Source organism: Williamsia sp. (genome assembly GCF_016462415.1).
GTDB lineage: Bacteria > Actinomycetota > Actinomycetes > Mycobacteriales > Mycobacteriaceae > Williamsia_A.
Map to the genome: position 1 here is coordinate 1 of NZ_JAEMTF010000129.1, position 12,156 is coordinate 12,156.

At 69.7% G+C, this 12,156-nt stretch carries 10 protein-coding genes; 9 read left to right on the forward strand and 1 reads right to left on the reverse strand.

The window, feature by feature from the left end; genetic code table 11:
• Positions 1 to 52: 52 nt before the first annotated feature.
• From JHC79_RS20865 to JHC79_RS20880, 4 genes are all read left to right on the forward strand, one after another.
• Entirely contained in the window at positions 53 to 1,057 is a 1,005-nt protein-coding gene (locus JHC79_RS20865; RefSeq protein ID WP_296394458.1) for a DUF3152 domain-containing protein, read from the forward strand.
• A 105-nt stretch (positions 1,058 to 1,162) separates the two neighbouring features.
• Positions 1,163 to 2,338 carry an adenylyltransferase/sulfurtransferase MoeZ gene (gene moeZ / locus JHC79_RS20870; RefSeq protein ID WP_296394460.1) on the forward strand — a complete coding sequence of 392 codons (1,176 nt, stop codon included), beginning with the start codon at positions 1,163 to 1,165 and terminating at the stop codon, positions 2,336 to 2,338.
• 42 nt (positions 2,339 to 2,380) lie between these two features.
• A complete protein-coding gene (locus tag JHC79_RS20875; protein WP_296394462.1) occupies positions 2,381 to 3,838 on the forward strand; it encodes an MFS transporter in 1,458 nt (485 codons plus the stop codon).
• Positions 3,839 to 3,898: 60 nt separating this feature from the next.
• A complete protein-coding gene (locus JHC79_RS20880; protein WP_296394446.1) occupies positions 3,899 to 4,753 on the forward strand; it encodes a TIGR02569 family protein in 855 nt (284 codons plus the stop codon).
• 94 nt (positions 4,754 to 4,847) lie between these two features.
• Here JHC79_RS20880 and JHC79_RS20885 read toward each other — a convergent pair whose 3' ends face one another.
• On the reverse strand, positions 4,848 to 5,675 hold the full coding sequence (locus JHC79_RS20885; RefSeq protein ID WP_296394448.1) for a glycine-rich protein: 828 nt from the start codon (positions 5,673 to 5,675) through the stop codon (positions 4,848 to 4,850).
• A 297-nt stretch (positions 5,676 to 5,972) separates the two neighbouring features.
• Between JHC79_RS20885 and JHC79_RS20890 the strand changes: the two genes are divergently transcribed.
• From JHC79_RS20890 to JHC79_RS20910, 5 genes are all read left to right on the forward strand, one after another.
• Entirely contained in the window at positions 5,973 to 7,409 is a 1,437-nt protein-coding gene (locus JHC79_RS20890; RefSeq protein ID WP_296394450.1) for a nitrate/nitrite transporter, read from the forward strand.
• Between the two features lie 46 nt (positions 7,410 to 7,455).
• Positions 7,456 to 9,975: a nitrite reductase large subunit NirB gene (nirB, locus tag JHC79_RS20895; RefSeq protein WP_296394464.1), complete on the forward strand. Its 2,520-nt coding sequence runs from the start codon at positions 7,456 to 7,458 to the stop codon at positions 9,973 to 9,975.
• 121 nt (positions 9,976 to 10,096) lie between these two features.
• Positions 10,097 to 10,468 (forward strand): nitrite reductase small subunit NirD, encoded by a 372-nt coding sequence (gene nirD, locus JHC79_RS20900; protein WP_296394452.1) that lies wholly within the window; start codon positions 10,097 to 10,099, stop codon positions 10,466 to 10,468.
• Entirely contained in the window at positions 10,465 to 11,634 is a 1,170-nt protein-coding gene (locus JHC79_RS20905) for a uroporphyrinogen-III synthase (protein WP_296394454.1), read from the forward strand. The genes nirD and JHC79_RS20905 overlap by 4 nt, the downstream gene beginning before the upstream one ends.
• On the forward strand, positions 11,627 to 12,156 hold a 530-nt coding region (locus JHC79_RS20910), incomplete at its 3' end, for a CbiX/SirB N-terminal domain-containing protein (protein ID WP_296394456.1). The genes JHC79_RS20905 and JHC79_RS20910, both read left to right, overlap by 8 nt.

Consider the following 12,156-nt stretch of genomic DNA (forward strand, 5'->3'; position numbering starts at 1 on the left):
CCGCGCCCCCGGACAGGCCGCGCGTACCCCCCGCGCCTCGCAGTCCGGTCCGATGGGCGAGCGCAGCTCGCTCGAGAGAACCGAGCGGAACGCGCCCCCCGCACGATCCCGCCCGGGTGACGACCAGCCGCTCCGTGCGCACTGGGACCCGACGGCCGCGGATGTCGGCCGTGCGCCCATGCCCCGACCGGAACGCAAGACGCAGTCGGCGCTCGGCCGGTTCCTGCACACCTACGGGTGGCGCGCCTACGCGATCCCGGTCCTGGTCGTGCTCACCGTCCTGCTGATCGTCGCGACCGTGCGCGACTCGAACGCCTCGACGCCCGCGCAGACCTCGCCGGGCACCGGGATCCGCAACACCAACGTCAACGCCGCGACCACCGCGATCGGCGCTCCCACCGGGGGTGCGACGGCCACGGTCCTGCCCGCCGGACAACTCCCCGAGGGCGGCCCGTTCACCGAGGTGGGCCGTAAGTCGTGGCGGGTCATCCCGGGCACGACCGGCGTCGTCGGCAACGCGTCGCGGGTCTACACCTACACCGTCGAGGCCGAGAACGGCCTGACGCCACAGGATTACGGCAGTGACAGCATCTTCGCCAAACTCGTCGACGCCACCCTCGCGAACCCGAAGAGCTGGATCGGCGGAGGCAAGGTCGCGTTCCGTCGGATCGCCACCGGCAACCCCGACTTCCGCGTCTCGCTGACCTCGACCGGCACGACGCGCGAACTGTGCGGCTACCAGATCAAGCTCGAGTCGTCCTGCTACTACCCGCCCGAGGCCCGCGTGACGTTGAACGAGGCCCGCTGGGTCCGCGGCGCCGTGGCCTACCAGGGCGACGATCTGCTCTACCGGCAGTACCAGATCAACCACGAGGTCGGACACGCCATCGGCTACGAGCAGCACGAGCCCTGCGAGTCCGAGGGCGCGCTGGCGCCGGTGATGATGCAGCAGAGCTTCGGCGTCGCCAACAGCGAGATCATGGCGTTGGACCCGGACATGCGGGCCAACCGCGACCTCGTCTGTCGCGCCAACCCGTGGCCGTTCCCCACCCGCTGACCCCACCCGCGGGCGGGGTCGGAATTGTGCCGACGGACCCGTCGTTGCAGCAGGGGTGATGTCGTCATGAGCGATGACGCACTCGAGGTGCACCTGGAGGACCCGATGTCGACACTTCCACCGTTGGTCGAACCCGCCGCCGATCTCAGTCGCGAGGAGGTCGCGCGCTACAGCAGGCACCTGATCATCCCGGACGTCGGCATGGACGGCCAGAAGCGCCTGAAGAACGCGCGGGTGCTCGTGATCGGCGCCGGGGGACTGGGGTCGCCCACGCTGCTCTATCTCGCCGCCGCAGGCGTCGGCACGATCGGGATCGTCGAGTTCGACGAGGTCGACGAGTCCAACCTGCAGCGCCAGGTCATCCACGGACAGTCCGACATCGGTCGGTCGAAGGCGGAGAGCGCTCGCGACTCGATCACCGAGATCAACCCGTTCGTCGATGTCGAGTTGCACGAGTTCCGTCTCGAGCCGGACAACGCGGTCGAGCTGTTCGGCCGCTACGACCTCATCCTCGACGGCACCGACAACTTCGCCACCCGCTACCTCGTCAACGATGCCGCGGTGCTCGCGCACAAGCCGTACGTGTGGGGTTCGATCTACCGTTTCGAGGGCCAGGCGTCGGTGTTCTGGGAGGACGCCCCCGACGGGCGCGGACTGAACTACCGCGACCTCTACCCGCAGGCCCCACCGCCGGGGATGGTGCCGTCGTGCGCCGAGGGTGGCGTGCTGGGCATCCTGTGCGCCTCGATCGGGTCGATCATGGGTACCGAGGCGATCAAGCTCATCACCGGTATCGGCGAGACGCTGCTCGGTCGGTTGATGGTCTACGACGCGCTCGACATGGAGTACCGGACCATCCGGATCCGCAAGGATCCCGAGGCCGAACCGATCACCGGACTCATCGACTACGAGGCGTTCTGTGGCGTGGTGTCGGCCGAGGGTTCCGACGCCGCCTCCGGATCGACGCTCACCGCGACCGAGCTCAAGGCGAGGATCGACGCGGGGGAGCGCCTCGCGCTGATCGACGTCCGCGAACCGGTGGAGTGGGACATCGTCCACATCGACGGCGCGACGCTGATCCCCAAGGGTGAGTTCGAATCCGGCACCGGGTTGGCCAAGCTTCCCCAGGACCGCCCGGTCGTCCTCTACTGCAAGACCGGTATCCGTTCGGCCGAGGCGCTCGCCGCGGTGAAACGTGCCGGGTTCAGCGACGCACAGCACCTGCAGGGCGGCGTGATGTCGTGGGCCAGGCAGGTGGATTCCTCGCTCCCGGTCTACTGACCCTCGTGGCGCGGGTGCGGGCACTACGGTGACCACGTGAGCATGCCCGGAGCCGACCCGCCGTCCGCCACCGACGCGGTCGTGCTCGCCTCGGCCCGCGGGCGGTGGGTCGTCGCCTGTGCGGTGCTCGGTTCGGGCATGGTGATGCTCGACGGAACGGTCGTCAACGTCGCGCTGCCGAAGATCGGCGAGGAGTTCGGCGTCGGTCTCGCGCCACTGCAGTGGACGGTGACCTCGTACATGCTGACGCTGTCCGCGCTGATCCTGCTCGGTGGTTCGCTCGGTGATCGTCTCGGTCGGCGCCGGGTGTTCGTGATCGGGGTGGTGTGGTTCGCCGCGGCGTCGTTGCTCAGCGGCCTGGCCCCGAACGTGGTGGTCCTCGTCGCCGCGCGTGCCCTGCAGGGGATCGGCGGTGCGCTGCTGACGCCCGGATCGTTGTCGATGATCCAGTCCTCGCTGCGCCATTCCGATCGGGCGCGCGCCATCGGCGTGTGGTCGGGCCTCGGTGGTGTCGCGGCCGCGGTCGGCCCCTTCCTCGGTGGATGGCTCGCCGACGGCCCCGGGTGGCGCTGGGCGTTTCTCATCAACGTCCCGGTCGCGGCGGTGTGCGTGTTCGTCGCGATCCGCCACGTGCCCGAGACCCGGGATCCGGATGCGCACGGCCCCTTCGACTTCGGTGGCTCGGTCGTCGGTGCGGTCGCGCTGGCGTGCGCCACCTTCGCCCTGATCCGGGCCGCGGCCGGCGGCTCGGCGCTCGAGATCGGTGGGGTGGCGCTGGCGGCGGTGGTCTTCGGTGTGGCGTTCGTGACCGTGGAGCGACGCATCGCCAACCCGATGATCCCGACCGACATCTTCGCCTCACGCCCGTTCACCGTCATCAACGTGATGACGTTCGCGGTGTACGCCGCGTTCGGCGGGTACTTCTTCATCGCCGCCCTGCAGTTGCAGGTGGTGTCGGGATACTCGGCGTTCTGGGCCGGTGCGGCCCTCACCCCGGCGACGATCCTCATGCTGTTGTTCTCCGCGCGGTCGGGGGCATTCGCCGCCCGGATCGGGCCGCGCGGCCCGTTGACGGTCGGCGCCCTGTTCTGCGCGGCCGGCCTGCTGCTCATGCTGCGCATCGGTCCGCACGCGTTCTACCCGACGGATGTGCTGCCGGGTGCGCTGGTGCTCGGGGTCGGGATGGTGCTGCTGGTCGCGCCGTTGACCGCGACCGTGCTCGACGCTGCGAGCGACGAGCACTCCGGGGTGGCCAGCGGCGTCAACAACGCGGTGGCGCGCGCCGCGGGCCTGCTCTCGGTCGCGGCCATCCCCTTGATCACCGGCACGTCGGCGAACGCGGGTCTCGGTGCGGGGTTCGACGACACCTTCACCCGGGCCATCCCCGTCTTCGCGGCCCTGTTGCTCGCGGCGGCCGCCCTGTCGTGGGTGGGTCTGCGGCCGACGCCGCCCCGTCGCGCGCGGATACACCGACCGGAACATCGGATCCCGTCGACATGAACGCGACCGCACCGCCCACCCTCCCCGCCTCTGAGCACTCGGGTCGGTAATCTCAGGAACGTGAATGCCCCGGATCCGCCCGACCACGTCATCGCGACGTTCGGTCTCACCGGGTCGACGCCGATCGCGTTGACCCGCGAGTGGGAAGGCGGCTGGCGCATCGGCGAGGTGGTGCTGTCCCTCGTCCCCGATCACGCCCGCGCGGCCTGGTCGGCCAAGATCCGCGAGGACCTCTACGTCGACGGAGTCCGGGTGGCCCGGCCACTGCGCGGCACCGACGGCCGCTATGTCGTATCCGGATGGCGCGCTGACACCTACATCGCCGGTTCGCCGGAGCCGCGCCACGACGAGGTCGTCTCGTTGGCCAACCGGCTGCACCAGGTGACCGCCGACCTCGAACGCCCCCGGTTCCTGTTGCAGCCGCCGGCGCCGCCGTACACCGATGTCGACGTGTTCAACGCCGCCGACCGTGCGGCATGGGAGGACACCCCGATGCGGTCGGCCCGGGCCGCCGGCTTCGGTGACCCGACCTCCCCGGACGGGGTCAAGAGCATCGAGATGCTCAAAACCATAGCCACCCTGCGCAAGCCGGTGTCCTCGCCGTCGCAGCTCGTGCACGGCGATCTCTTCGGCACGGTGTTGTTCGCCGGTGCCGCAGCGCCCGGCATCACCGACCTCGTGCCGTACTGGCGGCCCGCATCCTGGGCCGCGGCAGTCGTCGTCGTCGATGCGTTGGCGTGGGGTAAGGCCGACGAGGAACTCGTCGAACGATGGGCCGATCAGCCGGAGTGGCCGCAGATGATGTTGCGCGCGGTGATGTTCCGTCTCGCCGTGCACGCTCTGCACCCGCGATCGTCGTCCGGCGCCCTGGCGGGCTTGTCGCATGTCGTCGACGTCGTCCGGCTGATGCTCTAGAGGTCGACCCCTCCACGACCCCTCGCCGCCGTCCCCGACACGGAGGAACGCCACCGACCGCGGGGCGGTCGGTGGCGTTTGGGTACGCCTCGCGTCAGCTACCGAAGCAGAACGGGAAGCACGGGCCGGGGTAGCTGATGGTGACCTGGGAACCCGACGGCGTGAAGACCGGTGACGGCACGCCGGGGAAGCTGGACCCGCCGCCTCCGCCGCCGTTGCGGAATCCCGCTGAGCCGCCGAAGAACCCGCCGCCTCCGCCGCCGCCCGCGCCGACCGCTGCGCCGCCGACGCCGAACCCGCCGGCACCGGATCGCCCGGCCGGTGTGGCCGGGTTGGACAGTCCGCCGGGGCCGCCGCCGAACGCGCCGTTGTTGCTGTTGCTCTCACCCGGTCGACCGCCGTCACCACCGCGACTCGCGGCGGTCGTACCGCCCGCGCCGCCGGCGACGATCAGCCGTGACTTCAGGGATGCGAACGACGACGCGGGGCCGCCGACCGTGCGCACGTCGCTCGCGCCGCCACCACCGGCGGGGCGGCCTGCACCGCCGCCGTTGTAACCGCCGAGGGCGAGCTGCCCGAACCGCTTGGCCGTCTGGCCGCCGCCACCGACGTAGACGAACAGACGCTGTCCGCCGCGGGCGGGGATGTAGGCGGTGATCTTCGACGCGACGGTGGGTCGGCCCTGGATGGCGCCGCCGCCGCGTGCGCCGGTCGCGGTGACCAGCACCCGATTGAGGCCGCGCGGGACGACGAAGGTCTGCGAGGCACCGGTGTAGGTGAAGGTGCACCGGATGGTGGCCTGGAACGGCGCCTGCGTGCACCCTGCGGGCAGCGCGGCGGCCGCGGGGCCGACCCCGAGGATCGTTCCGGCGAGGGCGATGACGCCGGCACCTGCTACAGCGACGACACGATTTCTGATCATGGACCCCAACCCTGGTGTGTTTCGGTGGTGAGCTAGCTCACCGTACGTCAAGGAACGATAACGGATCGGTGATTCCGGTCCGCGGGTCACTCGCCGAAACGCGCGATGCACGTGCGCTCCGGGCGGCTGTCTCACTGGGGTCCGTGCACCGAGGTGAGCAACTTGTGACTACCCGGACACGCGCTGACAAGTCCACGCAACACCGGCTTCCTACGGTTGCGCCATCAACCGACGCCACGTCGGTCCGACGCGGTGCTCTCACCGCGTCACGCAGCAGCTCGGACGAAAGGCACCGGCGTGACCACACCAGCCAGCACCCGCAAGCACTACATCACCGACTGGGACCCCGAGGACCGCGAGGCCTGGGACAACGGCAACGCGAAGATCGCCAATCGCAACCTGATCTGGTCGGTGATCTGCGAGCACGTCGGGTTCTCCGTCTGGTCCCTGTTCTCCGTGCTGGCGCTGTTCATGGGGCCGTCCTACGGCATCTCGCTCGACCAGAAGTTCGTCATCGCGGCGACCGCGACCTTCTTCGGCGCCTGCCTGCGCATCCCGTACACCCAGGCGACCGCGAAGTTCGGCGGACGCAACTGGGCCATCTTCAGTGCCATCGTGCTGCTGATCCCCACCGGTCTGACGATGATGCTGATGCTGAACCCGGGTGACTTCGGGTTCGGTTGGTTCCTGTTCGTCGCCGCGCTCACCGGACTCGGTGGCGGCAACTTCGCGTCGTCGATGACCAACATCAACGCCTTCTTCCCACAGCGTCTCAAGGGCTGGGCGCTGGGGCTGAACGCCGGTGGCGGGAACATCGGTGTCCCTGCGGTGCAGCTGATCGGTCTGCTGGTGATCTGGCTGGCCGCCGATCGCCCGGAGATCGTGTGCGCCATCTACCTGGTCGCCCTCGCCCTGGCCGGCATCGGTGCGGCGATCTACATGGACAACCTCGACCATCAGACGTCGAGCGCCAAGGCGATGATCGACTGCCTCAAGTACCGCGACACCTGGCTGATCTCGCTGCTCTACATCGGCACGTTCGGGTCGTTCATCGGCTTCGGCTTCGCGTTCAGCCAGGTCCTCAACATCAGCTTCACCGCCAACGGTGCCGACAAGCCCGCCCTCGCCGCGGCGCAGATCGCCTGGCTCGGACCGTTGTTGGGGTCGTTGGCCCGACCCGTCGGCGGCAGGCTGGCCGACAAGATCGGTGGCGGTCGGGTCACCATGTACTCGTTCGTCGCCATGGTCGCGTCCTCGGCGGTGCTGGTGGTGGCCGGTATGTCCGCCGATGCCAACAACCACAGGATCGGTGGAGCCGAGCTGACCGGCTTCATCGTCGGCTTCATCCTGCTGTTCCTGATCTCCGGCGTCGCGAACGGCTCGGTCTACAAGATCATCCCCGCGGTGTTCGAGGCCAAGGCGCAGGCCAACAAGGGGCTGAACGCGCTCGGCAAGGTCACCTGGTCGCGGTCGATGTCGGGTGCGCTCATCGGGATCGCCGGCGCCTTCGGCGGTCTCGGCGGCGTGGCGATCAACCTGGTGCTGCGCGAGAGCTACAAGGCCCACAAGTCGGCCACCACGGCGTTTTGGATCTTCCTCGCCTTCTACGTCATCGCCGGCGTCGTCACCTGGTGGTTCTACGCCCGCAACGAGGGCTCGACGAAATCGCCGTCGCCCGAGGCCGTCGACAGCGCCGCGGCGGCGGCCAGCCCGACGGCCACAGTCACCGGCTGACGTCTCGCCCGACCGCAACACCCGCACGTACCGCAGTACCGAGAGGATCGCAGTGAGCACCAAAACCGTCGTCGTGGTCGGACACGGCATGGTCGGACACCGGTTCGTCCAGAACCTACGAACCCGCGACGCCACCGACCAGTGGCGGGTGGTGGTGCTCTGCGAGGAACCCGATGCGGCCTACGACCGCGTCGGTCTGTCCTCCTACGTCAGCGGATGGGACCGCAGCGCCCTCGCGTTGGCCGGCAACGACTACCTCGGTGACGACCTCGTCACCGTGCGACTGGGGGAGTCGGCGGCGTCGATCGACCGCGCGGGCCACACCGTCACGACCGCCACCGGCGACGAGATCAGTTACGACGCACTGGTCCTGGCCACCGGCTCCTATCCGTTCGTGCCGCCGATCCCCGGCAAGGACACCGACGGGTGCTTCGTCTACCGCACCCTCGACGATCTCGACGCGATCCGCACGGCCGCCGAGGCGGCCGGACCGGGCGCGACGGGTGTGGTCGTCGGCGGTGGTCTGTTGGGTCTCGAGGCGGCCAACGCGCTCAAGCTCATGGGTCTGGTCCCGCACGTGGTGGAGTTCGCGCCGCGGCTGATGCCGCTGCAGGTCGACGAGGGCGGCGGGGCGCTGCTGGCCAACCTCGTCACCGAGCTCGGGCTGACCGTGCACACCGGGGTCTCCACGACGTCGGTCGAGGCGGCGCCGTCGGGCGGTCTGACGGTGACGTTGAGCGACGACTCGACCATCGACGCCGGACTGCTCGTGTTCTCCGCGGGCGTGCGACCGCGTGACGAGCTGGCCCGGTCCGCCGGCGTCGGTGTGGGGGAGCGCGGCGGTGTGCTCACCGACAGCGTCTGTCGGACCGACGATCCCGACATCTTCGCGATCGGTGAGGTGGCCGCGGTGGAAGGTCGGTGCTACGGCCTGGTCGCGCCCGGGTACAGCACCGCCGAGGTGGTCGTCGACCAGCTGCTCGGGGGATCGACCACGTTCGCCGGGGCGGACATGTCGACCAAACTCAAGCTCCTCGGTGTCGACGTCGCCAGCTTCGGCGACGCGATGGGCGTCACCGAGGGTGCGCTCGAGATCGTCTACAGCGACCCGGTCGCGGGCACCTACGCCAAGGTCGTCGTCTCCGACGACGCCCGGACCCTGCTCGGCGGCATCCTGGTCGGCGACGCCGACGCCTACGCGATGCTCAAGCCCATGGTCGGCAGCGAGATCCCGGGCGACCCCGGCGATCTGATCGCACCGTCGTCGACGGGCACGGCGATCGGTCTGTCGGCGTTGCCCGACGCGGCCGAGATCTGCTCGTGCAACGCGGTGTCGAAGGGCGCGATCTGCTCGGCCATCGCCGACGGTGCGTGCGACGTCGGTGCGGTCAAGACGGCGACCTGTGCGGGCACCACCTGCGGCGGTTGCCTGCCGAGTATCAAGAAGCTGCTCGCCGAATCCGGTGTGGTGCTGAGCAGATCACTGTGCGAGCACTTCACGCAGTCGCGCTCGGAGCTGTTCGAGATCGTCGCCGCCACCGGTGTGCGGACGTTCTCCGGGCTCATCGAGCAGTACGGGACCGGGACCGGCTGCGACATCTGCAAGCCCACCGTCGCGTCCATCCTCGCCTCGACCTCCAGTGACCACATCCTCGACGGGGAACAGGCCGCGCTGCAGGACACCAACGACCACTTCCTGGCCAACCTGCAGAAGAACGGCTCCTACTCGGTGGTGCCGCGGATGCCCGGTGGCGAGGTCACCGCCGACCAACTGATCGTGATCGGCCAGGTGGCCAAGGACTTCGGGCTCTACACGAAGATCACCGGCGGGCAGCGCATCGACATGTTCGGCGCCCGCGTCGAACAGCTGCCACAGATCTGGCGCCGACTCGTCGACGCGGGGATGGAGTCCGGGCAGGCCTACGGCAAGAGCCTGCGCACGGTGAAGAGCTGCGTCGGGACGAGCTGGTGCCGCTACGGCGTGCAGGATTCGGTGGCGATGGCCGTGCGGCTCGAGCAGCGCTACCGCGGACTGCGGTCGCCGCACAAGATCAAGTTCGGGGTGTCGGGTTGCGCCCGCGAGTGCGCCGAGGCCCGGGGCAAGGACGTCGGTGTGATCGCGACCGAATCCGGGTGGAACCTCTACGTGGCCGGTAACGGCGGTCAGAGTCCGGTGCACGCCCAGCAGTTGGCCTCCGGGCTCGACGACGAGACCCTCGTCGCCTACATCGACCGCTACCTGATGTTCTACATCCGCACCGCGGACCGTCTGCAGCGGACCGCGCCGTGGCTGGAGTCCCTCGACGGCGGTCTGGACCATCTGCGCGACGTCGTGTGCGAGGACAGCCTCGGCATCTGCGCGCAGCTCGAGGAGGCCATGGAGCGTCACGTCGAGGGCTACCGCGACGAGTGGTCGGCGGTGCTCGACGACGACGAGAAACTCAAGCGGTTCGTCTCGTTCGTCAACGCGCCCGAGGAGCCCGACCCGACGATCGGCTTCGACGACTCGTCGGGCCGCAAGGTGCCGGTCCTGCTCGGTTCGCCGACGGTCCCCGCGAGGTCGTGACCGGGCTGGGTCGTACCCACCTGGCGGTTTACCGCCACCCGACACGGGCGAAACACCCCATTCACATCTGCTGACCACACTGGAGGGCGGCGACCACACCACCGCCGGAGGAGTACTCACCATGACCGTCATCGACCACCACGACACCGACACCGACGCGCCCGCGCGGGTGTGGACGTCAGCATGTGCGCTCGACGACCTCGTCCCCGGTCGTGGTGTCGCGGTACTGCTGCCCGACGCCACCCAGGTGGCGTTGTTCCGGCTGTCCGACGACCGGCTGTACGCGGTCGGCAACGTCGATCCGTTCGGCCGGGCCGCGGTGATGTCCCGCGGTCTCGTCGGCGACCGTGCCGGTGAGCCGATCGTGGCGTCGCCACTGCTCAAGCAGGTGTTCTCGCTGCGCACGGGCCGGTGCCTCGACGACGACACGGTGGAACTGGGTACCTACGGGACCCGTGTCGTCGACGGAACCGTCGAAGTCTGTCCGCAGTGACCCCGACCCCCGTTCCCTGCCCGACCGATCGCCCGCTGGCCGGGTTCACCATCGGGATCACCGCCGCCCGCCGAGCCGACGAGTTCGAGGCACTGCTGTGCCGCCGCGGCGCCGAGGTCATGCACGCCCCCGCGATCCGGATCATCCCGCTGGCCGACGACGCCGAACTCGAGCGCGTCACCGCCGACATCATCGCCGCGCCACCCGACGTCGTCGTCGCGACGACCGGCATCGGCTTCCGCGGCTGGATGGAGGCCGCCGACGGATGGGGCATGGCCGAGAAGCTCGTCGACGCGCTCGGACAGTCCACGGTGTTGGCGCGCGGCCCCAAGGCGAAGGGGTCCATTCGCGCGGCCGGACTGCGCGAGGAGTGGTCGCCGCCGAACGAGTCGTCGAGCGAGGTGCTCGATCACCTGTTGGAGCAGGGGGTCGACGGCGTACGCGTCGGGGTGCAGTTACACGGTGCGACCACCGAGTGGGAACCGCTGCCTGATCTGTGTCAGGTGCTCCGCGAGGCCGGCGCGATCGTCGTGCCCATCCCGGTGTACCGATGGACACCGCCGGACGATCACGGCCCGATGGACCAGATGATCACCGCGGCCATCGATTCCGACATCGACGCGATCACGTTCACCAGCGCGCCCGCGGTGGCGTCGATGCTGGGACGCGCCCGCGACATCGGTGTGCTCGACTCGCTGCTGCACGCATTGCGGACGTCGGTGCACGCCATGTGCGTCGGTGCGGTCACCGCGGGGCCGCTGCACGAACTCCAGGTCCCCACACTGCAACCCACCCGCTTCCGTCTCGGGGCGTTGGCCCGGTTGATCGCCGACGAGCTACCGCGACGTGCCCAGGTGTTGCGGGTCGCCGGACACGACGTGTCGATCCTGTCGCGCAACGTCGTCGTCGACGGAGAGGTCCGGACGCTCACCAGCGCGGGTCTCGCACTGCTCAAGGGACTCTCGCGGATCCCGGGGCGGGTCGTCTCCCGTCAGGCGCTGCTCGCCGAGTTGCCCGGCGGTGGCGACGACACCCATGCGGTGGAGACGGCCATGGCGCGTCTACGGACCGCACTCGGCGACCCGAAGATGGTGCAGACCGTCGTCAAACGGGGATATCGATTGTCGGTCGACCTCGAGTACGAGGAGGAGGGCGACGATGACTGAGTCCCGTGACGCCGCGTTCCCGCCGCACATCACGCCCGTGCTGGTCGCCCACGGAACCCGCTCGGCCGCAGGGGTGTCGGTGATCGCCGCCATCGCCGACCTGGTCTCCGAGCGCATCGGTCGGACACGGGTCGCGTTCGTCGACGTGCTCGGCCCCAACCCGTCCGATGTGCTCTCCGAGCTCGACGGACCGGCGGTGGTGGTCCCCGCCTTCCTGGCCGCCGGCTACCACGTGCGCAAGGACCTGCCCGACCACGTCGCCCACAGCGGTCATCCCGACGTCACCGTCACGCCGAGCCTCGGACCGGATCCGGCTCTCGCGCATGTGGTGCACCGGCGTCTGATCGAGGCCGGATGGCGCCCCGGTGACGCCGTCGTCCTCGCCGCTGCGGGGTCGTCGGACGCCTCCGCGTGTGCCGACGTCGGCCGCGCGGCAGCCCACCTCGCCGATCTCGTCGATGTGCCGGTCGAGGTGGGGTTCGTCACCACCGCGTCCCCGACGGTCCCCGAGGCGGTCGCCGC

Excerpts from the sequence above, each read along its gene's own strand:
- moeZ (WP_296394460.1), top strand. The coding sequence starts at position 1,163 with ATGTCGACACTTCCACCGTTGGTCGAACCCGCCGCCGATCTCAGTCGC.
- JHC79_RS20885 (WP_296394448.1), bottom strand. The coding sequence starts at position 5,675 with ATGATCAGAAATCGTGTCGTCGCTGTAGCAGGTGCCGGCGTCATCGCC.
- JHC79_RS20865 (WP_296394458.1), top strand. The coding sequence starts at position 53 with ATGGGCGAGCGCAGCTCGCTCGAGAGAACCGAGCGGAACGCGCCCCCC.
- nirD (WP_296394452.1), top strand. The coding sequence starts at position 10,097 with ATGACCGTCATCGACCACCACGACACCGACACCGACGCGCCCGCGCGG.
- JHC79_RS20875 (WP_296394462.1), top strand. The coding sequence starts at position 2,381 with ATGCCCGGAGCCGACCCGCCGTCCGCCACCGACGCGGTCGTGCTCGCC.